General features: G+C 74.1%; 24 protein-coding genes. 9 read left to right on the top strand and 15 right to left on the bottom strand.

Annotation, left to right across the window (positions count from 1 at the left end; translation table 11 throughout):
• Positions 1 to 8: 8 nt before the first annotated feature.
• From HNR61_RS35930 to HNR61_RS35920, 3 genes are all read right to left on the bottom strand, one after another.
• On the bottom strand, positions 9 to 1121 hold the full coding sequence (locus HNR61_RS35930) for a type III PLP-dependent enzyme domain-containing protein (RefSeq protein WP_182847596.1): 1113 nt from the start codon (positions 1119 to 1121) through the stop codon (positions 9 to 11).
• A gap of 100 nt (positions 1122 to 1221) precedes the next feature.
• Positions 1222 to 1668 (bottom strand): nitroreductase family deazaflavin-dependent oxidoreductase, encoded by a 447-nt coding sequence (locus tag HNR61_RS35925; RefSeq protein ID WP_182847595.1) that lies wholly within the window; start codon positions 1666 to 1668, stop codon positions 1222 to 1224.
• Positions 1665 to 2087 (bottom strand): DUF6069 family protein, encoded by a 423-nt coding sequence (locus HNR61_RS35920; protein ID WP_182847594.1) that lies wholly within the window; start codon positions 2085 to 2087, stop codon positions 1665 to 1667. The genes HNR61_RS35925 and HNR61_RS35920 overlap by 4 nt, the downstream gene beginning before the upstream one ends.
• 112 nt (positions 2088 to 2199) lie before the next feature.
• Here HNR61_RS35920 and HNR61_RS35915 point away from each other — a divergent pair, with 112 nt between their 5' ends.
• On the top strand, positions 2200 to 2619 hold the full coding sequence (locus HNR61_RS35915) for a MarR family winged helix-turn-helix transcriptional regulator (RefSeq protein ID WP_182847593.1): 420 nt from the start codon (positions 2200 to 2202) through the stop codon (positions 2617 to 2619).
• Between the two features lie 10 nt (positions 2620 to 2629).
• Here the strand turns inward: HNR61_RS35915 and HNR61_RS35910 are convergent, their stop codons facing one another.
• The 4 genes from HNR61_RS35910 to trpS are packed head-to-tail and all read right to left on the bottom strand — an operon-like array spanning position 2630 to position 5349.
• On the bottom strand, positions 2630 to 3412 hold the full coding sequence (locus HNR61_RS35910) for an alpha/beta fold hydrolase (protein ID WP_182847592.1): 783 nt from the start codon (positions 3410 to 3412) through the stop codon (positions 2630 to 2632).
• Positions 3413 to 3426: 14 nt separating this feature from the next.
• A complete protein-coding gene (locus tag HNR61_RS35905; RefSeq protein WP_182847591.1) occupies positions 3427 to 3909 on the bottom strand; it encodes an SRPBCC family protein in 483 nt (160 codons plus the stop codon).
• Complete coding sequence (locus HNR61_RS35900) at positions 3906 to 4238, bottom strand: ArsR/SmtB family transcription factor (protein WP_067820777.1); 333 nt, start codon at positions 4236 to 4238, stop codon at positions 3906 to 3908. Before HNR61_RS35900 ends, HNR61_RS35905 begins: the two co-directional genes overlap by 4 nt.
• Before the next feature lie 43 nt (positions 4239 to 4281).
• Positions 4282 to 5349 carry a tryptophan--tRNA ligase gene (gene trpS, locus HNR61_RS35895; protein ID WP_182847590.1) on the bottom strand — a complete coding sequence of 356 codons (1068 nt, stop codon included), beginning with the start codon at positions 5347 to 5349 and terminating at the stop codon, positions 4282 to 4284.
• A gap of 214 nt (positions 5350 to 5563) precedes the next feature.
• On the opposite strand from trpS, the gene HNR61_RS35890 reads away from it, so the two are divergent.
• From HNR61_RS35890 to HNR61_RS35880, 3 genes are all read left to right on the top strand, one after another.
• Positions 5564 to 6052: a MarR family winged helix-turn-helix transcriptional regulator gene (locus HNR61_RS35890; protein WP_182847589.1), complete on the top strand. Its 489-nt coding sequence runs from the start codon at positions 5564 to 5566 to the stop codon at positions 6050 to 6052.
• A 74-nt stretch (positions 6053 to 6126) separates the two neighbouring features.
• A complete protein-coding gene (locus tag HNR61_RS35885) occupies positions 6127 to 7575 on the top strand; it encodes an MFS transporter (protein ID WP_182847588.1) in 1449 nt (482 codons plus the stop codon).
• Positions 7576 to 7604: 29 nt separating this feature from the next.
• The gene (locus HNR61_RS35880) at positions 7605 to 8051 is read left to right on the top strand and encodes a PPOX class F420-dependent oxidoreductase (RefSeq protein WP_182847587.1); all 447 of its coding nucleotides are present in this window, start codon (positions 7605 to 7607) and stop codon (positions 8049 to 8051) included.
• A gap of 43 nt (positions 8052 to 8094) precedes the next feature.
• Here HNR61_RS35880 and HNR61_RS35875 read toward each other — a convergent pair whose 3' ends face one another.
• Positions 8095 to 9003: a M56 family metallopeptidase gene (locus HNR61_RS35875; RefSeq protein WP_182847586.1), complete on the bottom strand. Its 909-nt coding sequence runs from the start codon at positions 9001 to 9003 to the stop codon at positions 8095 to 8097.
• Between the two features lie 127 nt (positions 9004 to 9130).
• On the bottom strand, positions 9131 to 9517 hold the full coding sequence (locus HNR61_RS35870) for a BlaI/MecI/CopY family transcriptional regulator (RefSeq protein ID WP_312898265.1): 387 nt from the start codon (positions 9515 to 9517) through the stop codon (positions 9131 to 9133).
• 92 nt (positions 9518 to 9609) lie between these two features.
• Here HNR61_RS35870 and HNR61_RS35865 point away from each other — a divergent pair, with 92 nt between their 5' ends.
• The 4 genes from HNR61_RS35865 (at position 9610) to HNR61_RS35850 (ending at position 13894) form a co-directional block, all read left to right on the top strand.
• On the top strand, positions 9610 to 10977 hold the full coding sequence (locus HNR61_RS35865; protein WP_246444502.1) for a cytochrome ubiquinol oxidase subunit I: 1368 nt from the start codon (positions 9610 to 9612) through the stop codon (positions 10975 to 10977).
• A gap of 115 nt (positions 10978 to 11092) precedes the next feature.
• On the top strand, positions 11093 to 11989 hold the full coding sequence (locus tag HNR61_RS35860; RefSeq protein WP_182847585.1) for a cytochrome d ubiquinol oxidase subunit II: 897 nt from the start codon (positions 11093 to 11095) through the stop codon (positions 11987 to 11989).
• Positions 11990 to 12161: 172 nt separating this feature from the next.
• Entirely contained in the window at positions 12162 to 13112 is a 951-nt protein-coding gene (locus HNR61_RS35855; RefSeq protein WP_182847584.1) for an ATP-binding cassette domain-containing protein, read from the top strand.
• The gene (locus HNR61_RS35850; RefSeq protein WP_182847583.1) at positions 13109 to 13894 is read left to right on the top strand and encodes an ABC transporter permease; all 786 of its coding nucleotides are present in this window, start codon (positions 13109 to 13111) and stop codon (positions 13892 to 13894) included. Before HNR61_RS35855 ends, HNR61_RS35850 begins: the two co-directional genes overlap by 4 nt.
• Here the strand turns inward: HNR61_RS35850 and HNR61_RS35845 are convergent.
• Both HNR61_RS35845 and HNR61_RS35840 read right to left on the bottom strand, forming a co-directional pair.
• Positions 13875 to 16997, bottom strand: a complete 3123-nt coding sequence (locus tag HNR61_RS35845) for an ATP-binding protein (protein WP_182847582.1) — start codon at positions 16995 to 16997, stop codon at positions 13875 to 13877. The two genes, HNR61_RS35850 and HNR61_RS35845, sit on opposite strands and share 20 nt — an antisense overlap.
• On the bottom strand, positions 16994 to 19237 hold the full coding sequence (locus HNR61_RS35840) for an MMPL family transporter (RefSeq protein ID WP_182847581.1): 2244 nt from the start codon (positions 19235 to 19237) through the stop codon (positions 16994 to 16996). The genes HNR61_RS35845 and HNR61_RS35840 overlap by 4 nt, the downstream gene beginning before the upstream one ends.
• Before the next feature lie 72 nt (positions 19238 to 19309).
• Here HNR61_RS35840 and HNR61_RS35835 point away from each other — a divergent pair, with 72 nt between their 5' ends.
• Positions 19310 to 19951 carry a TetR family transcriptional regulator gene (locus tag HNR61_RS35835; RefSeq protein ID WP_312898264.1) on the top strand — a complete coding sequence of 214 codons (642 nt, stop codon included), beginning with the start codon at positions 19310 to 19312 and terminating at the stop codon, positions 19949 to 19951.
• Positions 19952 to 20022: 71 nt separating this feature from the next.
• On the opposite strand, the gene HNR61_RS35830 is transcribed toward HNR61_RS35835, so the two are convergent.
• The 4 genes from HNR61_RS35830 to HNR61_RS35815 all read right to left on the bottom strand — a co-directional run bounded on the left by HNR61_RS35830 (position 20023) and on the right by HNR61_RS35815 (position 22543).
• Positions 20023 to 20391 carry a DUF2516 family protein gene (locus HNR61_RS35830; protein ID WP_245681721.1) on the bottom strand — a complete coding sequence of 123 codons (369 nt, stop codon included), beginning with the start codon at positions 20389 to 20391 and terminating at the stop codon, positions 20023 to 20025.
• 190 nt (positions 20392 to 20581) lie between these two features.
• A complete protein-coding gene (locus HNR61_RS35825) occupies positions 20582 to 21100 on the bottom strand; it encodes a hypothetical protein (protein WP_182847579.1) in 519 nt (172 codons plus the stop codon).
• The gene (locus HNR61_RS35820; RefSeq protein ID WP_182847578.1) at positions 21097 to 21495 is read right to left on the bottom strand and encodes a helix-turn-helix domain-containing protein; all 399 of its coding nucleotides are present in this window, start codon (positions 21493 to 21495) and stop codon (positions 21097 to 21099) included. Before HNR61_RS35820 ends, HNR61_RS35825 begins: the two co-directional genes overlap by 4 nt.
• A 154-nt stretch (positions 21496 to 21649) precedes the next feature.
• Complete coding sequence (locus HNR61_RS35815; protein WP_312898263.1) at positions 21650 to 22543, bottom strand: neutral zinc metallopeptidase; 894 nt, start codon at positions 22541 to 22543, stop codon at positions 21650 to 21652.
• Positions 22544 to 22558 lie beyond the last annotated feature (15 nt).

Below are 22558 nucleotides of genomic sequence, written 5' to 3'. Positions count from 1 at the left end.
CGGCGCGGTCAGTCGACCAGGTAGTGGAAGGTCGGGGGCGGGCGCATCAGGAAGTCGTGGGGGGAGATGTCCCAGGTGTGGGCGCCGGACATCGCGAACGCCACCACGTCGCCCACCGCCACCCGGCCCGCCGGGGCCCGGCGGGCCAGCACGTCCTCGGGGGTGAACAGCTGCCCGACCAGCGTGACCGGCTCGTCCGTCGACGGCCCCGGGCGGCCGCGCGGGATCACCGTGAACGGCTGGTCGCGGCCCTCGACCGCCGGGGCGCGCAGGTGCATGGTGCCGCCGCGCAGCACCGCGTACCAGTCGCCGTGGGCCCGCCGCACGTCCAGCACCTCGGTGACGTACCAGCCCGAGTAGACGCTGAGGGCGCGGCCCGGTTCGACGCGGAAGGTCTCGCCGGGGCGGGCCAGCTCCGCCAGGCCCTTGGCGTAGGCCGGCCAGTCGAACCGGTGGCCGGGGTCGGCGTAGTCGACGGCCATGCCGCCGCCGAAGGTGAACTCGGGGTCCTCGCATCCGGCGGACGCGGCCCAGGGGCGCGTCCGGTCCAGGATCTCCCGCGTCCGGCGGAGCAGGTCCGCGACGTCCAGGCCGGAGGGCGGACGGGCGTGGACGCCGCGCAGCCGCAGCCGGGGCGCGTCCGCCAGGACCGTCCGGCACTCCTCCATCGCCTCGAAGTCCATGCCGAACGGTCCCCCGGCGGCGCCGGCGCGCAGCAGCACGTCGGCGTCCCGGTCGAGGGCGGCGAGCCGGCGCATCTCGTGCGGGCTCTCGATGTGGAGGCGCTCGGCCCCGTGGTCCAGGGCCGCCGCGAGTTCGGCGTCGGTCTTGCCGGGGCCGCCGAACGTCAGCCGCGCGTCGGGCAGCACCGTCCGGACGTGCTCCAGCTCGCCGCCCCAGGTGGTGTGGACGCCGTCGGTGAACGGCGCGAGCGCCAGCAGGATCGGTGGTTCGGGGTTGGCCGCGGCCGCGTAGAACAGCTCGGGCGCCCCCGGCTGGTCCAGTGCCGCGCGGACCGCGGCGGCGTGCCCGCGCAGCGCCGCCAGGTCGTAGACGAACGCGGGCAGCGCCGCGGCGGCGGCGAGTTCGGTGGCGCGTTCCCGCACCGCTTCAGTGATCATCGGTTCCCCCCGGACGGAGCCGTCGTGGTGACGCCCCTGCACCAGCAGGATGCCCGTGCCACCCGGCCCGGCGCCCGGTTTCACCGATGCCCGCGGCCGGTCAGCCGGGTGCGGGCTCCAGGATCACCAGGGGGATCTCCCGGTCGGTCCCGGCCTGGTACTCGTCGTACGGCGGGAACATCTCAGCCATCGTCCGCCAGAGGGCGGGCCTCTCCTCGGGGGTGGCGACGCGGGCGCGGGCGGGGAGGCGCTCGGCGCCGACCTGGATGGCGACCTCCGGGTGGGCCGTCAGGTTGAGGTACCAGGCGGGGTGGGCGGGCGCGCCGCCGTTGGAGGCGACCAGCAGGTAGCGGTCGCCGTCGCGGCCGTAGATCAGGGCCGTGCGGCGCAGCCTGCCCGAACGGCGGCCCCGCGTGGTGAGCAGCAGCGTCGGCCAGCCCTGGCGCAGGTGCCCCTCCGCCCCGTCGGACTCCACGTAGACGCGGATGTGCTCGGCCACCCAGTCGAGGGGACTGTCGGTGACCTCCTCGTCGGGACGCGGGTTCACCGGCGCGCTCCCGTGGTGCGCAGGAACGCCGGGACGAGGACGGCCCCGACGGCGACGTGGGTGAGCGCCAGGACCGCCTTGGACCCGCCGGTCGCCTCCACGGAGAGCAGCGGCGCGAACGACAGCGCCAGGACCAGCAGGGCGAGGACCGCCCAGACGGTGCCCGCGCGGGAGGTCACGCGTTCCAGGACGGCCAGCAGCGCCCAGCCCAGGAGGCCGGGCAGCAGGGAGAACACCAGGATCTGGGACGCGCCGAGGTCCATGGGCCTCTGGTCGGGCGCGGCGACGACGAGGTCGTGGCCGAGCAGCGGTTCGCCGACCGCCCAGACGGCGAGGGAGGCCGCCACCGCCCCGGCCACCGCCAGGGCGCGGGTGCGGAGGCGGCTCGGGACCGGTGGGGACGCCGTGGTCACGGACATGAGACTCCTTGAGGACGACCATTGTTGAGAAGCTCAAGCTTTTCCGGAGCATAGACCACTTACTTGAGAACCTCAATATTCGATCTCCTGAAGGACCGCGTATGATCACGGTATGAGCGCGCGCCCCGACCAGATCACCGAGGAACTGGCCGACCTGGTCTTCCAGGTCGCCGAGCGGCTGCGCGGGGGGTTCCACGCGGCGGCGGCGGAGATGGACCTCCCGCCCGCCCAGGCGCTGCTGCTGATCCGGCTGTCGGAGCCCCACCCGATGCGCGCGCTGGCCGACATGCTGGGCTGCGACGCCTCCAACGTGACCGGCATCGTCGACGGCCTGGAACGGCGCGGCCTGGCGGTCCGCCGCCCCTCCCCCGACGACCGCCGCGTCAAGCACGTGGTGCTCACCGAGGAGGGGGAACGGCGGCGGGCCGCGCTGCGGGAGCGCAGCACCGCCGAGGCCGCCGTCCTGTTCGACCTGCCGGGCGGGCGGCGGGACCTGCTGAGGGAGCTGCTCGGCGAGGTCGCCGCCCGCTGAGCCCCGGCGGTCAGACGAGCGCGGCGACCGCGTCCGGGGCCATCCAGGGGGCGCTGTGGTCGTGGCCGGGCAGCACGCCGTACTCGGCGTTCGCGAGCAGGGCCACCAGCGCCTTCGCGCCCTCGTGGAAGAACGGCGGGGAGTTCTCGCCGGCGACGACGCGGACCGGCGCGTCGACCTTCCAGCGGTCGGCCGGGAGCGGGCGTCCGCTCTGGGTGCCCGCGACGATGCGCCCGTCGTAGGCGAGGGTGTGGGCGTACCCGACCATCCTCGCCCAGGACGGGTCGGCCTTCATCGGCTCCAGGTACTCGGCCGGAACGCCCACCGCCCGCGTCATGAAGTACTCCACGGCCTCGCTGCGGCGGTCCTCGGCGACGAGGCGCTCGACGGTCTCGACGTAGTCGGCGGGGACCGGCGGGCGGCTGTCGTCGATGACGAAGGACGGCTCGTACAGGAACAGCCCGGACACCCGCTCCCCCAGGGCGGTCGCGGCGTCGAGGGCGAGCACGCAGCCCGCCGAGCCGCCGACCAGCAGGGCCGGTTCGCCGATCGCGTCGAGCAGGGCGGCCAGGTCCTCGATCTCGCGTTCGGGAGCGTAGGGCGGGGTGTCGCCGCTCTCGCCCCGGCCGCGCCGGTCGTAGTTGTGGACGGTGAACCGCGAGGCCAGCGCGGCGGCCAGGCCGTCCAGGTCGTGCCGGTCGGCGGCGGTCGTGGCGACGATCACGACGGCCGGGCCGGAACCGGTGGTCTCGTAGGCGATGGTCGTGCCGTCGGCGGAGGTGACGGTGCTCATGATGGTTCTCTCCTTCAGATGAGGTGGGCGGCCAGGCGGTCCAGGGCCTCGGCCAGTCCGGTGTCCATGCCGCTCGGCCCGGCCGTCGCGAAGTGCGCGGCGTCGGCGTAACGGGTGATGATCGCGAGGTGCGCGCCGCCGTCGCGGGGCTCGATCGCCACGGTGACCCGCACGGCGGTGCCGGGGGCGATCCCGTCCCCGTCCTCGTCGGCGAGGCCGTCGTCGAAGGCCAGCTCGGCGGGGGCGGCGAGGGTCCGGTACACCGCCGTGCAGCGGACCGGCGGCTCGTCCCCGGCGTCGGGCACGATGCTGTAGCGCCACCGGCCGCCGGGGCGCACGTCCATCTCGTGCACCTCGGCGCGCCAGCCGTGCGGTCCCCACCAGCGGGCGACCTCGGGGGTGGTCCAGGCACGCCAGAGGCGTTCGGGCGGGGCGGCGAAGCCGCGCTCCACCACCAGTTCGAACGTCTCGGGGCGGCGTGTGATCACCGTCTTCACGGGGCGTTCCCTTCGTCGTCGGCCAGCAGGGCGTCGAGCCGGTCCAGGCGGTCCTCCCAGATCCGGGCGAACGTGGCGAACCACGCGTCGATCTCCTGGAACGGCTCGGGCCGCAGCCGGTAGATGCGCTGCTGCGCCTGCCGGTGCGCCGTGACGAACCCGGCCTCGCCGAGCACCTTCAGATGCCGTGACACCTGGGGCTGGCCGAGGCCGAGCGCCTCGACGATCCCGTTGACCGGCCGGGGGCCGCCACGCAGCAGCTCCACGATCCGGAACCGGTTGGGCTCGGCGAGGACGCCGAGCAGACCGGGCACGTTGTCCGCGTCCATGCCTCTAGTATGCATCGAGACATATATACGCGTCAATACATATTCACCGGTAGAGCATCCCCATGGCGTCACGCACCTCGGCGAGGGTGCGCTCGGCGACCGCGTTGGCGCGGGCGTTGCCCTCGGCCAGCACGCGCCGCAGCCCGGCCGGATCGGCGAGGTAGGTCGCGCGGCGCTCCCGGACGGGCCGCAGGAACTCGTTGACCGACTCGGTGACGGCGCGCTTGAGCGCCGCCGCGCCGCCGTCGCCGATCTCGGCGGCGACCTCGTGCGGGTCGCGGCCCTGGCAGAGGGCGGCGAGCAGGACGAGGTTGGAGACCTCGGGGCGGCGGTCGGGGTCGTAGGCGATGTGCCGTTCGGCGTCGGTCTTCGCGCGCCGCAGGAGCCGGGCCGTCTCATCCTCGGTCGCCGACAGGGCGAGGGCGTTGCCCCGGCTCTTGCTCATCTTGCCGCCGTCGGTGCCGAGCAGCTTCGGGGCCCGCGACAGCAGCGCGTCGGGAACGGGGAAGACCGGCGCGTGGCGCTCGTTGAAGCGGCGCGCGACGGTGCGGGCGACCTCCTGGTGCGGGAGCTGGTCGCGGCCGACCGGGACGAGGTTGGCCTTGCAGAACAGGATGTCGGCGGCCTGGTGGACCGGGTAGGTGAGCATCAGGCCGCTGACCGACGCCTGCCGGGAGTGGGCGATCTCGTCCTTGACGGTGGGGTTGCGGCGCAGCTCGCCGTCGGTGACCAGCGACAGGAACGGCAGGAGCAGCTGGTTGAGGGCGGGCACGGCGCTGTGGACGAAGACCGTGGCGCGCCCCGGGTCCACACCGGCCGCCAGGTAGTCGGCGAGCAGGCCGAGGACGTGCTCGGGCAGGCGGTCGGCGACGTCGCGGTCGGTGAGCACCTGGTAGTCGGCGATGACGACGAACAGCTCCACGCCCGCGTCCTGGAGGCGGACGCGGTTGGCGAGCGTCCCGAAGTAGTGGCCGAGGTGCAGCGGGCCGGTGGGGCGGTCGCCGGTGAGGATGCGGAACGCGCCGGGGTCGCGGGCGATGCGCTCCTCCAGGGCGGCGCTGTGCTCGGGCGTTCCGGAGGGCGCGGCGGCGGTGAGGGTCGGGGCGGACATGGGGTCTCCTTCTCGGGTCGGAGGCCGCCGAACGGGGACCCGGCAAGGAGAAGGGCCGTCCGTTCGGACGGCCCGGGTGGCGTGCTGGCGGGGTGGCCGTCCTAGGACGGCCACCAGTTGCGGCACACGAGGCGAAGCATGCGCCCATGGTACTGCCACCCCTTTTGTTTTTTGGCGGATTATCCGCCTGCCAACCGGTTGCTAACCTGGCGGCATGACCTCTCTCGCGCCCACGGGCGACACCCGCGACCTGTCGTTCCTGCTCGACCACACCAGCCACGTGCTGCGGACGCGGATGACCGCGGCGCTGGCCGAGATCGGGCTGACGCCCCGGATGCACTGCGTGCTCGTCCACGCCCAGGAGGAGGAGCGCACGCAGATCCAGCTCGCCGAGATCGGCGACATGGACAAGACCACGATGGTCGTGACCATGGACGCCCTGGAGAAGGCGGGCTACGCCGAACGGCGGCCGAGCGCCACCGACCGGCGGGCGCGGATCGTCGCGGTGACCGAGACCGGGGCGAAGATCGCCGAGCGGAGCCAGGAGATCGTGAACCGCGTGCACGGCGAGGCGCTGGAGGCGCTGCCCGAGGACGAGCGGGAGATGCTGCTGCGCGCCCTGAACCGCCTGGCCAACGGGCATCTCGCCAAGCCGGTGGACAGCCCGCGCCCCGCCCGCCGGGCCCGCGAGCGCCAAAGGTAGATCCGATAAATATTGTCTACAACGAAACCATCTGTTAGCGTCCTTCCCGTTCCCTTCGAGCAGGAAGGACGTCCATGTCTTCCCCCTCCACTTCCTCCTGGCTGCGGTCCCGCTGGTTCGCGCTGGCGGTGCTCTGCGCCGGGTCCCTGATGATCATTCTGGACGGCAGCATCGTCACCGTGGCGCTGCCCGCCATCCAGGCCGACCTGGGCTTCTCCCCCTCCGGGCTGTCCTGGACGGTCAACGCGTACCTGATCGCGTTCGGCGGGCTGCTGCTGCTCGCCGGACGGCTCGGCGACCTGGTCGGACGGCGCCGGATGCTCGTGACGGGGCTGGCGGTGTTCACCGCCGCGTCGGTGCTGTGCGGGGTGGCCTGGGAGCCGTGGGTGCTGCTGGCGGCGCGGTTCGCGCAGGGCGTCGGCGGGGCGATGGCCTCGGCGGTCAGCCTCGGCATGATCATCACGCTGTTCACCGAGCCCGGCGAGCGGGCGCGGGCGATCGGCGCGTTCGCGTTCACCGGCGCGGCGGGCGCCTCGGTCGGGCAGGTGCTCGGCGGCGTCCTCACCGACACCCTGGGCTGGAACTGGGTCTTCTACATCAACCTCCCGATCGGCGCGCTGGCGATCGCGTTCGCGCTGGTGAGCCTGGAGAACGACCGCGGCCTCGGGCTGCGCCGGGGCGCCGACGCGCTCGGCGCGGTGCTGGTGACGGCGGGCGTGATGGCCGGCGTCTACACGATCGTCCAGGCCGAGCACGCCGGATGGGCCTCGGCCCGCACGCTGACGCTGGGCGCGCTGTCGGTGGCGCTGCTCGCCGCGTTCGTCGCCCGGCAGGCCACCGCCGCCACGCCGCTGCTGCCGCTGCGCGTGCTGCGCTCCCGCAACGTGTGGGGCGCGAACCTCATCCAGATGCTGATGCTCGCCGCGCTGATGTCCTTCCAGATCCTCATCGCGCTCTACATGCAGAACGTCCTGAAGTACAGCGCGAGCGCGACCGGCTCGGCGCTGCTCCCGGCGGCGGTGGCGATCGGGGCCGTGTCGCTGGTGGTGTCGGCGCGGCTGATCGCGCGGTTCGGCGAGCGCGCGGTCCTGGTAGCCGGGCTGGTGCTGCTGCTGGCGGCGCGGCTGTTGCTGCTGCGGCTGCCGGTGGAGGGGACGTTCCTGGTGGACCTGCTGCCCGCGATGCTGCTGTCCGGCGGGTTCGGGCTGGCGATGCCCGCGCTGACCGGGCTCGGCATGTCGGGGGCGCGGGCCGAGGACGCCGGGGTCGCCTCGGGCCTGTTCAACACCACCCAGCAGATCGGCGGGGCGCTGGGCGTCGCGGCGCTGACAACGGTGGCCGCCACGCGGACCGAGGCGCTGGGCGGGACCGCCGAGGCGCTGAACTCCGGCTACCGGCTGGGCTTCGGGATCGGCGGCATCCTGCTGGTCGCCGCGCTCGTCCTGAGCGTCGCCGTCCTGCGCACCCCCCGGCCCGCACGGCGCGGGACCGAGACCGCCGAGGCCCCGGTCCCCGCCGCCTGACCACCCACCACACCGAGAAGGATCACGAGATGAGCGAGAACGAGTCCGGCCCCGCCCCGCGCGCCCTCACCGAGGACGAGCTGGTGAAGATCCTGGGCGAGCAGGGGTTCGGCACCCTGGCCACCGTGAAGAGGAGCGGGCACCCGCACCTGGCCACCGTGCTGTACCGGTGGGACCCGGCCGAACGGGTCGTGCGGATCTCCACCCTGGAGGGCCGGATCAAGACGCGGCACCTGCGCCGCGACCCGCGCGTGGCGCTGCACGTCAACGGCGGGAACGTGTGGTCGTTCGCGGTGGTGGAGGGCGACGCCGAGGTGTCGGCGGAGGCGGCCGAGCTGGTGGCCTTCGCGGGCGGGTTCGAGGACCCGGCCGAGGAGCGCGCCCATCTGGAGCGGATGGCCGCGGAACGGCGGGTCGTCATCCGGATCCCGGCGGACCGGCTGTACGGAACGGCCCTGGACATTCCGGGGGAATGACCAGGGCCGGGAGAGCGTGGAGGGGTCGTCCGGTGCGGGGCGCTCAGTGCGGGATGACGTACAGCCACAGCGGCAGCAGCGCCAGGACCGGGATCGCGGCGGTCGCGGCGATCCGGGTCCGGCGCGGCACCGGCTGCGGCTTGAGCAGGCGGTTCACCCGGGCGATCACCGGGATGTCGCCGGCGGTCGCCACGCCCAGCGTCCCCGACGGGGCCGGGCCGGGGCGGGCGGCGGCGAACCGCAGCAGCGCCGTGGCCAGCTCCTTCGGCTCCCGGTGGCGCCGGGCCCGGTCGTCGGCGGCCATCTCGATCAGCAGCTCGACGGCGTCCAGGCAGCGGCCCACCAGGTGGATCTGCGGGAACACCTGGCGCAGCGACGCGAACGGCAGCAGCACCAGGTCGTGGCGCTCGCGGGCGTGGGCGCGCTCGTGGGCGAGCACGGCGGCCAGCTCGTCGGGGTCGAGCAGCTCCAGCGTCCCGGCGCTGACGACCACCTTCGACGAGCGCACCCCCGGAACGCAGTACGCCGCCGCGCCCGGGTGGTCCAGGACCAGGGTGCCGGGGGCGGCGGAGTCGCTGCGGGAGACGAGCGCGAGCAGGGCGCGGTGGCGGCGGCGGGCGCGGACGACGCGGACGATCGCGTACATCAGCATCACGACCAGCACCATCGTCAGGCCGACGCCGCCCAGCAGCGACGCCAGATGGACCGCGTCGAGCCGTCCGGCCTGGTCGGCGAGCATGCCGGGCATGCCGTGCACGATGCCCTTCTGGTAGGGCAGCAGCGCCGCGCCCAGCAGCGCGCCGATGGTGGCCGTCCCCCAGCCCAGCCCGAGTGCCTGCCACAACGCGATGCCCAGCCGCGGGGCCTGCCACGGCCAGCGGGCCTTCGACAGCAGGTGCGCCCCACCGACGGTGCCGAGCGCGATCAACGCGAGCAGGGCGGTCCCGGTCATGGCGCCGCCTGGCCCGGGCTGAGGAGTGTCAGGATCGGAAGCTCGCGAGCGATCTCGTCAGCGACGAGGGAGGGCCCGGCGTCACGGCGCCAGGACCCGTCGTGCCGGAGGCGCGACGATGAACAGATCATGCCGGTGGCTCCTTCCCCGCGAGGAGGTCGGCGAGGGCCTGGCGGATGACGGCGGCCTCGTCCTGCGTCACCGAGCGCACGAAGTGGGCCAGCGCCGCGTCGCGGTCGCCGGTCTCGTTGAGCGCGCCGAGCATCAGTTCGGCGACGTAGCCCTCGCGGCTGGCGACCGGGCGGTAGCGCCAGGCGCGGCCGTCGCGCTCGCGGGCCAGGAAGCCCTTCTTGGCGAGGCGGTCGAGCACCGTCATGACGGTGGTGTGCGCGAGGTCACGCTCGCTGGCCAGCGCGCGGCTGACGTCGCGGGCGGTCGCGGCCCCCTGACCGGCGTCCTCCCGCGCCCAGAGGACCTCCATGACGGTGCGTTCAAGCTCTCCCAGACCCTTCACGCCTGCCAGGGTAGTCGACTGAGACCGACATCACCACGCGAGGTAGTACTACCCACTCAAGTACTACAGCTTGTAGTACTACTCTTCGTCGTATGAGCTTCCTCCCGCTCGCGGCGGACGCCGTCGCCGGGGCCGCCACCCCCGCCGACTTCATGGCGGCCCGGCAGCAGATGGCGTTCACCCTCGGCTTCCACATCATCCTGGCCTCCATCGGGATCGGCCTTCCGGCGATCACGCTGCTCGCCGAGTGGCGCTCGCTGCGCACCGGCGACACCGTCTACGCCGAGCTCGCCCGGCGCTGGATGAAGGCGGCGGGCGTGCTGTTCGCGGTCGGCGCGGTGTCGGGCACCGTGCTGTCGTTCGAGATGGGCACGTTGTGGCCCGGCTTCATGGACAAGTACGGGCAGGTCTTCGGCGCGGCGTTCGCGCTGGAGGGGATCGCCTTCTTCATCGAGGCGATCTTCATGGGGATCTACCTGTACGGCTGGGACCGGCTGTCGCCGAAGGCGCACTTCGTCACCGGCATCCCGGTCGTGATCGCCGGACTGCTGTCGGCGTCGTTCGTGGTCACGGTCAACTCGTGGATGAACCAGCCGCGCGGCTTCAAGCTGGTCGACGGCCGGGTCACCGACGTCGACCCGCTGGCCGCCATGTTCAACCCGGCCACCCCGGTGCAGGCGGTGCACCTGATCCTGGCCTCGCTGATGGTCTGCGGCTTCCTGGTCGCCTCGGTGTACGCGGTGGCGCTGCTGCGCGACCGCCGGGCGGGCCGGGTCGACCGGTACAACCGGCTGGGCTTCGCGGTCCCGTTCTCGCTGGGCGCGGCGTGCGCGCCGCTCCAGGTGCTCGTCGGCGACTGGGCCTCCCGGTTCGTCGCCGACAACCAGCCCGCCAAGTTCGCGGCCATGGAGGGCATCGAGCACACGCAGGCCGGGGTGCCGTTCAAGTTCGCGGTGTTCGAGATCCCGAACGCGCTGTCGCTGATGCTGAAGTTCGACGCGCACGCGACGCTGCGCGGCATGGACGCGATCCCGGCCGACCAGCGGCCGCCCGCCGAGGTCGTGAAGATCGCGTTCGAGGTGATGATCGTGGCGGGCATGTTCCTGCTCGCGCTGGCGGCCTGGTGGGCGTTCAGCTGGTGGCGGGCGCGGCGCGGCGCGGCCGACCTGCCGTGGCGGAGCTGGTTCCTGCGCGCCGCGACGGTCGCGGGCGTCGCCGCCGCCGTCGCCATGGAGGCGGGCTGGACCGTCACCGAGGTCGGCCGCCAGCCGTGGATCGTCTACGGCGTCATGCGCACCGAGGAGGCCGTCAACCCCAACCCCGGCCTGCGCTTCGGCCTCTACATCGTGCTGGTCGTCTACGCGGTCCTGGCGGCCGCGACGGTCAGCGTCCTGCGGCGGATGCGCCGCCGCCCCGGATCCCCTTCCCCCCTCACCGAACCGGAAAAGGTGGGGACATGAGCTCGCTGGAAGGGCGCGGCGTCGTCTGGACTGAGGAGCGCCGGGAGCGAAGCGACCAGAGCGACGAGGGAAGACGGCGCCTTGGGGCGCCCTGGAAGAGAGCGGGAGACACAGCATGAGCTACTCCGACGTCGCACTCGGCCTGATCCTGCTCGGCCTGTCGGCCTACCTGCTGTTCGGCGGCGCGGACTTCGGCGCCGGCCTGTGGCATCTGGTCTCGCGCCGCCGCTCCGACCAGCGGGTCATCGAGCACGCGATGGGCCCGCTGTGGGAGGCCAACCACGTCTGGCTGATCTTCGTGATGGTGATGACGTGGACGGCGTTCCCCCCGGTGTTCGCCGGCATCATGTCCGCCCACTGGGTGCCGCTGTCGCTGGCGGCCCTCGGGATCGTGGCGCGCGGCAGCACGTTCGTGTTCGCCAAGGCCGCCCCCGACCAGCCCTGGCACGCCCCGATCTTCGGGATCTCCTCGGTCCTGACCCCGTACTGCTTCGGCGCGGTGGCGACCGTCGTCGCCACCGGCGGCGACACCTGGCTGAGCCCGGCGGGCCTGTACGGGGGCCTGCTCACCACGGCCCTGTGCGCCTACCTGGCGGCGGTCTACCTGATCTGGGACGCCCGCCGGCTGGGCGACGCCGAGGTGATCCTGCGCTTCCGCGGCTACGCGATGATGTCGGGCGTGGCGACGGGTCTGCTGGCCCTGCCGGGCGCGGTGACGTTCGGCGTGCACTCCCCGCTGATGGCGCTGTCGGCCGCGGCGGGCCTGGCCTCGCTGTTCCTGGTCCACTACCAGCGCCTGCTGGCCGTGCGCGTGACCGGGGCCCTGGCGGTGGTGACGGTCCTGTGGGGCGCGGCCGGGATGGCGGGCCTGGACCTGGACCGGCACGCCGCCCACGACGCCGTCCTCCAGGTGGTCTTCGCGGCCCTGGGCGTCGGCGCGCTGATCCTGGTCCCCTCGATGGTGTGGCTGTTCGTCCTGTTCCAGCGGGGCCCGGGCCGCACCGCCTCCTGAACCCGCGGCGCGCCGGGCCGCTCACGGTCGGCAACCAACCGGCCCGGCGCGCCGCACCCTCCTGAAACCGCGTGAAACCGCCGTGAAGCCGGGGTGAAGCCGGGGTGAAGCCGGACGGCCGGACCCTGGGGACGCGCGGCCGGGCCGGTCGCGCGTCATCAGGAGGGGAACGATGAGCGAAGCCAGTCATCCGGCCGTCGCCGTCACCGGACTGCGGAAGTCCTACGGGGACCATGGGGTGCTCGACGGGATCGACCTGCGGGTGCCCGCGGGGTCGGTCCTCTCGTTGCTCGGGCAGAACGGGGCCGGGAAGTCCACGGTGGTGCGGATCCTGTCCACGCTGGTCCCCGCCGACGGCGGGGAGGCCCGCGTCGCCGGGCACGACGTGGCGCGGCACCCCGAGCGGGTGCGGAAGGAGATCGGGGTCACGGGGCAGTTCGCCGCCCTCGACAACGCGCTGACCGGGGAGGAGAACCTCCGGCTGATGGCCGACCTGCACCGGCTCGGCCAACGGGCCGGGCGGGCGCGGGTCGCCGAGCTGCTGGACCGGTTCGACCTGGTCGAGGCCGCCCGCAAGCCCGCCCTCGCCTACTCGGGCGGGATGCGGCGGCGGCTCGACCTCGCCATGGGGCTGGTCGGGTCGCCGGGGATCCTGTTCCTCGACGAGCCGACGACGGGGCTGGACCCGCGCAGCCGGCGGGCCATGTGGGAGATCGTCCGGGAACTCGTCGGGAACGGCGTCACCGTCCTGCTCACCACCCAGTACCTGGAGGAGGCCGACCAGCTCGCCGACCGGATCGCGCTGCTGGACGGCGGACGGATCGTCGCCGAGGGGACCCCCGGGGAGCTCAAGCGGCGGGTGCCCGGGGCGCACGTGCGGCTGCGGTTCGCCGAGCCGCGCGCGTACGCGGCGGCGGCGCGGATGTTCGAGGCCGCCGGGCGCGACGACGAGGCGTTGACGCTGCGCGTGCCCGGCGACGGCGGGGTCGCCTCGCTGCGGCTGCTGCTGAACGCGCTCGACGCCGAGTCGCTCGACGTCGCCGACCTGTCGGTGCACACGCCCGACCTCGACGACGTCTTCCTCGCCCTCACCGGGCAGCGCCGGCGGGAGGCCGTGCGATGAGCGTGGGGTACGCCGTCCAGGACACCTCGACGATGCTCCGCCGCCGGATGCGGCACCTGCTGCGGTACCCGTCGATCACGTTGATGCTCGCGGGCCTGCCCGTGGTGTTCCTGCTGCTGTTCGTCTACGTCTTCGGCGAGACGCTCGGCGCGGGGCTCGGGGGCACGTCGGGAGGCCGCGCCCGGTACATCGCCTACGTCACGCCCGGCGTCATCCTGCTGGCCATCGGCGGGTCGGCCACCGGGACGTCCGTCTCCGTGGCCATGGACATGATCCAGGGGTTCGTCGCCCGGTACCGGACGATGGCCGTCTTCCAGCCCGCGCTGCTGACCTCGCACGTCGTCGGGAGCGTGGTCCAGTCGCTGTTCAGCGTGGTCGTCGTGGTGGTCGTCGCGGTGGCGATCGGGTTCCGGTCGCACGCCACCGTCGTGGAGTGGCTGGCGGCGGCGGGGCTGGTGACGTCGACCTCGTTGGCGGTGACCTGGCTGGCCGTGGGGCTCGGGGTCAAGGCCAGGACCGTGGAGGGGGCCAGCAACACGCCGATGCCGCTGACCATGCTGCCGTTCCTGGGCAGCGGGTTCGTGCCCACCGACTCGATGCCGACGGCGCTGCGGTGGTTCGCCGAGTACCAGCCGTTCACGCCGATCACCGAGACGCTGCGCGGGCTGCTGCTCGGCACCGCGATCGGGGACCAGGGGTGGATCGCCGTCGCCTGGTGCGCCGGGACCAGCCTGGTGTGCTTCTTCTGGGCGCGGCGGCTGTTCAACCGCCGTACCGTCTGAGCGCGTCGAGCGCGGCGGACGGCAGTTCGTCGCGGGACAGCCCGGCGTACTCCGCCCGCGCGGCGGCGTACGCCGGGCGGTCGGCCTCCCCGGCGACGCGGCGGGCCGCCTCGGCGGCCAGGAGCGGGTGGTAGCTGCGCGTGTGGCCGAAGCGCTCCGACAGCGCCACCAGCCGCGTCCCCGGGACGCGCTCGCCGCGCACCAGGTCCACCAGGCCGAGGGCGAGCAGGGCGGTGCCGCACATCCGCGGCTCCACCAGGTAGGAGGGCGGGGCGGGCAGCGGGTGGGCCAGCACGTCGCCCAGATCGCCCGGCAGCCGTTCCAGGAGGTCGGCGACCAGGTCGAGCCGGTCGTGCAGGGCGTGCGCCATCACGGCGGCCGACCGGGTCTCCAGCGTCCAGGGCTCCGACTCCCGCGGCCCGTCGCCGTAGGCCGGGTCGCGGTCGCCCCGCCACCCGGCGACGGCGTCGCGCCACAGCCGCAGGCCCTCCTCGACCCGGCCGCGCGCCAGCGCGATGTCCGCGCGGACCGTCAGCACCACCGGGACCGCGCCCATCGTCTCCCCGGGCACGTGCGTGATCAGCGCCAGGCGGCGCTCGGCCTCGTCGAGGTCGCCGCGCAGCAGGGCCGCCACCACCAGCCCGAGCGACAGCCCCTCCACGAAGGGCTGCGGACGAGCCCCCCGCGCCGCCAGCAGGGCGCTCGTCATGTGCCGTTCGGCGCGTTCGCCGTCGGCGACGGCCATGGCCAGCTCGCCGGCCCGCGCATGGGCGAGGAACAGCGCGCCCCGGTGGCCCGTCCCCTCGAACGCCGCCAGCGCCCGTTCGGCCGCCGCCAGCGCGCGGTCCATGTCCCCCCGGTGCTCGTGGACGTAGCTGAGGACGGTCTCGGCCGCGCCGGCCACCGGCCGGTCCCCGCTCTCGCACAGCCGCCGCACCGTCGCGGGGTCCCGCCCCATCAGCTCGGGCAGGACGCGCAGCACGGTCGTCAGGGTGCGGCCCGGCGTGCCGGACGGGGCGTCGGGCAGGCGGCGCAGCGCGGCCAGCGAACGCAGCTCGCGCGGCCCCTGCGTGAACGCGTTCAGCGCGCACAGGCACAGCGCCGTCCGCGTCACGTCGACGTACTCCGGCGCGGGCCGCCGCAGGGACAGCAGCCGGACCGGGTCCCGCGTCAGCCCCGCCACGCGCGGGTGGTTCGCCTCGACCATCCACAGGCCGCCGAGCAGCGCCACGGCGGCGGCGGTGGTCGCGGCGTCGCCGCGGTCGAGGGCGTGCCGCAGCGCCCGCGCGAGGTTGTCCTGCTCGGCGCGGAGCCCTTCCACGAACGCCTCGGGCACCTCCGCGCCGAACAGCGTCTCGTGGTGCGCCACGCCGAACCCGCGCGCCCACCGCAGGAAGCCGTCCACCGCGCGCCCGGTCTCCCCGGCCTCCTCGCGGCGGTCGGCGCTGAACTCCCGGACCGTCTCCAGCATCCGGAACCGCACGCCCGGCGGCGTGTCGGCGACCTTCAGCAACGACTGCTCGACCAGGTGCTCCAGCGTCTCCCAGGCCTCCCCGCCGAGCACCGCCTCGGCCGCCTCGGCGGTGAACCCGCCGGGGAACACCGACAGCGCCCGCATCGCGGCCCGCCCGTCGGCGTCCAGGAGGTTCCAGCTCCAGTCCACGACGGCGCGCAGCGTGCGGTGGCGGTGCGGGGCGTCGCGCGGCCCGCCGCGCAGCAGCGCGAAGCGGTCCGCCAGACGGCGGCCGATCTCCGCCACCGGCATGACCCGGACCCGCGCGGCGGCCAGCTCCACCGCCAGGGGCAGCCCGTCCAGGCGGCGGCACAGCGCGGCCACCTCGTCCGGGGGCAACCGGACGTCCGGCCGCACCGCCCGCGCGCGCTGCGCGAACAGCTCGACCGCCGTGTCCAGCCGCAGTTCCGGCAGCGGGTACACCGCCTCCGACGACAGGCCGAGCGGGGCGCGGCCGGTGGTGAGGACGCGCAGCTCCCGGGCGGCGGCCACCAGCGCGCCGACCAGGTCGGCCACGCCGTCCAGGAGGTGTTCGCAGTTGTCCAGCACCAGCAGCGCCGGGCCGGGGCCGAGGGCGCGGACGATGTCGTTCAGCAGGGCCGCGCGGCTCTTCGGCACGGCCCACAGGTCGCCGGTGCCGAGCGCGGCGGCGACCTCGGCGGTCACGTCGGCGTCCGCGCCGATCCCGGCCAGCGGCACCAGATGGACGACCCTCTGCCCGGCGCGGCGCGCCACCGCCTGCGCCAGCCGGGTCTTGCCGAGGCCGCCCGGCCCGACGACCGACACGACGCGGGAGGAGCGCAGCAGCCCGGCGACGGCGGCCAGGTCGTCGTCGCGGCCGAGCAGGGGGTTGGGCTCGTGCGGGACGCCGTGCCGCACGGCCGGTTCGGTCTCCCGCAGGAGCCGCTGGTGAACGGCCCGCAACGCGGGCCCCGGATCGGTCCCGAGGGTGTCGCGCAGCTCCCGCCGGTACTTCTCGTAGCGCGTCAGCGCCGCCGCCGGCCCGGCCGTCGCCGCCTCGCAGCGCAGCAGCTCGGCGAGGACCTCCTCGTCGGGGTCCAGGGCGGCCAGGGCCTCGGCGGCCTCGGCGTGCCGGTCCAGCCGCGCCAGCGCCAGCCCCCGGGACCGCCGCAGCGCGCGCAGGGAGCCCCGCCGTTCCGCCCGCAGCTCCCCCACCGGGCCGTCGCCGTCGTCCCCGGGGGCGCCCTCCCACAGCGCCAGCCCCGCCTCGGCCTCCGCGAGCGCGCCCGCGTGGTCGCCGGAACGGGCGAGCCGCGCGGCCTCCGCCGCGTGCAGCAGCACCGCCGAGGCGTCCACCCGCGTCTCGTCGAGGGTCAGCCGGTAGCCGGTCGGCGTGCCGGCGATCACGCCGGGGCCGAGCCGGGAACGCGTCCGCGCCACCACGACCTGGAGCGCCTTCGCCGGGTGCGCGGGCCGCCCGCCGGGCCACAGGCCCTCCACCAGGCGGGCCGCCGAGCAGCCCGCCCGCAGGTCGGCGGCCAGCAGCGCGAGCAGCGCGCGGGGGCGTTCCCCGGGGACCTCCCGCCCCCGGTGGGCCACGCGCGACAGCAGGGTCAGCTCGACGCTCACCCGGAAAGCGTAGACACCAGCGGACGTTCGGCGCGTTCCCCGTCCACGGCCGCCGGGACGGGCCGTCCCCGTCCGGGCCACCACCAGTTCGCGTGGCCGAGCAGGCTCATCAGCGCCGGGACCAGCACCAGCCGCACGATCGTCGCGTCCACCGCGACCGCGACGGCCAGCCCGAGCGCCATCATCTTCACCGTCGGGTCCGGCTGCGGCACGAAGCTGGCGAACACGAAGATCATGATCAGCGCGGCCGAGGTGATCAGCCGGGCGGTCGCGCCGATCCCGGTGACCACGCTGCCGTGCGGGTCGCCGGTCCGCTCGTACTCCTCCCGGATCCGCGACAGCAGGAACACCTCGTAGTCCATCGACAGTCCGAAGACCAGCGCGAACATGAACAGCGGCACGAACGACATGATCGGGACCGGCTGGTCCACGCCCAGCGGCCCGACGCCCCAGCCCCACTGGAACACGGCCGTCACCACACCGAACGACGCCCCGATCGACAGCAGGTTCATCAGCGCGGCCTTGACCGGCACCAGGATCGACCGGAACGCGACCACCAGCAGGAGCAGCGCGACCGCGACCACCGCGACCACGACCGTGAGCATCCGGGCCCCGACCGTGTCGGCCATGTCGATGATCGCCGGGTTCTCGCCGCCCAGGTGGACGGCCGCGCCGGGGTGCGCGCGGGCGGCGGCGGGCAGCGCGTCCGCGCGCAGCCGGTGGACCAGGTCGGTGGTCGCCTTCTCGTGCGGCGCGGTCTCGGGGACCACCTGGAGCGTCGCGGCCTTCCCGGCGACGACGGGCTCGCCGGTGAACGCCACCCCCGGTGTCTCGGCGATCCGCTGCCGGAGGTCCTGCATCAGCAGCGCCGCCCGGCGGTCGGGCTTCCGCGTCAGGTCGGGGGCGCCCTTGGGCAGCTGGTACGCGGGCGCTCCCGCCTTCCTCGCGGGTTTCGGCTCGGGACCGGGGACCCGCGCCACGACCAGGAACGGGCTGTGGTGCCCCGGTCCGAACTCCCGGGCCACCGCCTCGTACGCCTGCCGCGCCTCCATCTTCGGCGAGGCGATCGAGTCGGCCATCACCCCGGACCGCAGGCTCAGCGTCGGCACCGCCATGACCAGCAGCACCAGCGTCCCGACGATCGCGTACGGCCAGGCGTGGCGGTCCACGTGGCGTCCCCAGCGCGTCCAGCGCTCGGCGGACCGGTCGGGCCGGGCGCGCGGCAGCCGGTAGCGGTCGATGCGCGTTCCGATCGCCCCGAGGATCGCGGGCAGCAGCGTGAGCGCGGCCAGCACCATCAGCGCGACCGCCGCCGCCGACGCCAGCCCGATCCGCCCGATGAACGCGATCCCGGACAGGAACAGCCCGCAGATCGCGAACACGACCGTCCCCCCGGCGAACACCACCGCGTGCCCGGCGTGCGCCATCGCGCGGCCCACGGCGGTCTCCACGTCGTCGCCGTCGGCGAGCTGCTGCCGGTGCCGGGTGACGACGAACAGCGCGTAGTCGATGCCCGCGCCGATCCCCAGCATCGCCGCCACCATCGGCGCGGTCGGATGGATCTCGACCAGCCCCGCCGCGTAGTGGATCAGCGAGTAGGCGACGGCCATCCCGCACAGCGACACCAGGATCGGGATCCCGGCGGCCAGGTAGGACCCGAACGCCAGCAGCAGCACCACGAGCGCCAGCGCGATCCCGGCGGCCTCCTGCGGGCCGCCCTTCGGCTGGTTGAGGATCATCGCGACCATGCCGCCGAACCGCACGTCCAGCCCGGCCATCCGCGCGGGCTCCACGGCCGCGTCGAGCCGCTCCAGGTCGGCGGCCGTGATGTCGCCCATCGTGCCCTTGAAGGCGACGCGGACCGCGACGGCGCGGTGGCTCCTCATCCCGCCCATGCCCTGGACGTAGGGGTTCTCGGCGAACGCGACCCGGTCCAGCCGCGTGATGTCGCCGATCGCCCGGTCCACGACCAGCGCGACCCGCCAGTCGGCCGGCGTCACGTTCCCGCGCGCGGTGAACACCACGGTCGCCGTCGGCCCCGCCATCGACGGGAACTCGCGTTCCATCAGGTCGATGGCCCGCTGCGTCTCGGTGCCGGGCAGCGTGCTCTGCTGCACGAACATGCCGCCGCCCGCGACGCCGAGCGCGACCGTCCCGGCGATCAGCAGCGCCCACAGCCCGAACACGGTCCGACGGCGGCGCACGCACCAGCGGCCCAGCCGTTCCAGCAGTCGCGCCATGATCGAAGTACACCGCGCCCGGTGCATTTTTGCAACAGATGCAAGTTTGCAGTCATGGTAGGGTTCCGTGACGTGGATCACTCTCCCCGGCCCCTGTCCCGGCAGGGCCTGCGCGAACGCAAGAAGGCCCGCACCCGGCGGGCGCTCGCCGCCGCCGCGCTGCGACTGTTCGCCGAGCGCGGCTACGAGGAGACCACCATCGCCGACATCGCCGAGGCCGCCGAGGTGTCGCCGCGCACGTTCTTCGCGTACTTCCCGTCCAAGGAGGACGTGGTGTTCGCCGAGGTGGACGACCGTCTCGCCGAGGTCGGGGAGCTGCTGGCCGGCCGGCCGCCGGGCGAACCGCCGCTGCGCACGGTCCGGCGCGCGGTGGTGGCGGTGCTGGAGGCGCTGGTCGCCGAGACCGGCGAGTACGGCCCGGTGCAGGTGAAGCTGATCCTGGACCGGCCCGCGCTGCGCGCCCGCGCGCTGGAGCGCATCACCGAGGTCCAGCAGGAGATCGAGACCCGGCTGCGCGAGCTGTGCCCCGGCATCGACGACGTGGACGCGGTCGCCGCCTCCGGGATCGCGGTCGGCGGGATGCAGGCGGTGATCGTGCACTGCCGCCGGCACGGCTACGGCGCCGACGAGGCGCGGGCGGCGCTGGACCGCGCGCTGACGGTCGTGGAGGAGGGGCTCGGCACGGTGCCCGGGATGCGCGACCCCGCCCCCTGAGAACGCCGGACCCGGCCGCGGTGGCGCCCGCGGCCGGGTCCGGTCCTATCGGCTCTTCTCCGCGCGCGGGGTCACCAGGGCCCGTAGGGGCCCATGTTGGAGCGCCCGCCGCCGCCCTTGCCGCGCCCCTTGTAGGGCCGGACCGCCGGGCGCACGTCGGCGTGGTAGATCGCCGCCCCGATGAACGCGGCCACCGGCAGGATGCCCAGCAGCACGCCGATCGGCGAGGCCCCGTTCAACGGGATCGCCGCCGCCGCGCCGCCGACCACCGCGCAGATCACCAGGATGATCGTCCAGAGCCGCTTGCTCTGCTTGCCCGCGGCCTCGTACGCCCCGGCGGGGGTGAGCAGGCTGTCCACCAGCGCCCACGCCTCAACGGCGAACGCGATGATCAGCAGCAGCCAGAAGAAGTAGTCCAGCACGCTGAAGCTGACGCTCACTGTCGATCAACGCTCCTGTCCGTCCCGGGCGACGCCGCGCGCCGCGTGACCACGCGATTCCCCCAACCCTATGCGCAGGTCCGGCGGGGCCGCGAGCACTGCCGTCCCACCCGGGAAGACGACGGGACCCGGCCGGTCGTTCCCGGCCGGGTCCCTCCGGCGGCGCGCTCCATGGTCACGCCGTCACGCGCTAGCTGTTCTTCCTGGCGCTGGCGGGCGACTTGGTCTGCTGCGCGGCGGCCTTGCGGGCGCGGGTCGCCTTGGCGGCCGAGGCGGGCTTGGCCTGGTCGCCGGCGGTCACCTCGGCCACCGACTCGGCGGACTCGGCGACCTCGGCGGCCGTGCGGTGCACGACCTTCTTGCCGCGCTCGGCCAGCTCGTCGATCAGCTCGACGGCGCGGGTGCCGAAGTGCGTGGCGTAGGCGACGGCCGCGCCGGGCAGGTCCTTGACCTCGATCCGGTCCTGCAGCCGGGTGATGTTCTCCTGGGCCTCGCCGCGGTACTTCTCCACGTTCCTGCGGGCCTGGACGCGGTAGCGGTCCACGGTCTTGCGGACCTCGACGCGGTACTTCCCGACGTTGTCGCGCACGTCGGACTGCACCTTGGTCGCCTGCTCGGGAAGCTCGCGGAGCTTCTCGACGGCGAGGTCGCCGGCCCCGGCGATGGTGTAGACGGCCTTGTTGTCACGGAAGGTGCTGGAAAGCGTCACTGGACCTCTTCCTTTCCTGGGGATGGTGCGGGGTTCGCGTCGTCGGCTGCGTTCTCCCGGTGCTCCTTCAGGAACGACTCGTAGATGTCGAGCAACACCTGCTTCTGCCGCTCCGTCAGGAGGAGGTCGGCCCGGATGGCGGCCTGCACGTCCGTGTCGGATTCGCGCTCCTCCAGGATCCCGGCCTGCACGTACAGCACCTCGGCGGAGATCCGCAGACCCTTGGCGATCTGGGCCAGGATCTCGGCGCTCGGCTTGCGCAGTCCGCGTTCGATCTGGCTCAGGTAGGGGTTGGAGATCCCCGAGACCTCCGCCAGCTGGCGCAGCGAGATCTTCGCCCGGGTGCGCTGCTCGCGGATGTACTCCCCGATGGAGCCGACCTTCGAACCTGCCATGTCTCCACCCTGCGTCAGGGTGCTTGCTATTGCAAGCACTCAGCTAGCACTCTTCCCGTGACAACGGTCACAGGCTGGAATTATGCGATGTCAGCCGATTCCAAGTGCTTGCAAGCCCCAGTTCCGGATGGTCCGGTAAGCACTTTTCGGACTGTTATGAAACGGTGGCGGGCGCGGCGGTCCAGGTGTTGCAGACCGCCAGGCCCCGTCCCGCGGTCTGCCCCCTGAACCCCTGGACGACCCATCCGGCGTAGGCGCGGCCGGAACCGTGGTCGCGCTCCTCGGGCGGGTTGCGCTCGTCGCCCCGGCCCCGCACGTCCAGGATCATCGCCTGGTACTGCGCGCGGGTCAGCGGCAGCGTCGCGCGCTCGGCCGCCAGGAACGCGCCCGCCAGGCACTGCGCCTGCAACTCCAGGCGGCGGCTGGTCTCGGCGCGCGACAGGGCGTCGCGGGCCTGCTCCATCTCCCGCTGCCCGTACAGCAGGATCCCCGAACGGTCCTGCACGTGGTGGCCGTACTCGTGCGCGATCACGCGCGCGAACACCGCGAAGTTGGCCAGCGACTCCCCGCCGGAGGTCTCCACGATGTGCCGCAGCCCCACGTACATCGTGTTGTTGGCCGGGCAGTAGAACGCCGAGGCGCCCTGGGTCGGGTACGTCCCGCACGGGCTGCGGCCCGGCTGCTCCCAGAACACGCGCCTCGGCGGCGCGAACGGCAGCTCCGCCTTGCCGAACTGCCGCGTCCAGGTCCGGTCCATGCAGTCGCTCAGCACGTCCATGAACCGCCGCATCGACTCCGCGCTCGGCCCGATGCGCGGCAGGCGGCAGCCGCCGGGGTCCAGCGTCCCGGTCGTGTAGAGCCGGCTGGCGGTCGCGGTCTCGCGGCTCACGTTCGGCGGCGCCTGGCCGCCGGCCCGCGTCGTGCCGCCCTCGTTCCCGGTGAACAGCGCCATCACCAGCGCCCCCAGCACCCCCAGCGCGGCCAGGCCGCCGACGACGCCGGCGACCGTCCCCCCGGCGCTGCGGCGCGGCGGACGGCGTGATGGCACGTGGTGATAGCGTGG

Origin of the sequence: Actinomadura kijaniata (genome assembly GCF_014138665.1) — a bacterium.
In the GTDB taxonomy this organism is placed as follows: Bacteria; Actinomycetota; Actinomycetes; order Streptosporangiales; family Streptosporangiaceae; genus Spirillospora; species Spirillospora kijaniata.
The sequence above is the reverse complement of the archived record's forward strand: the minus strand, read 5'-3'. Positions and strand labels throughout refer to the sequence as shown.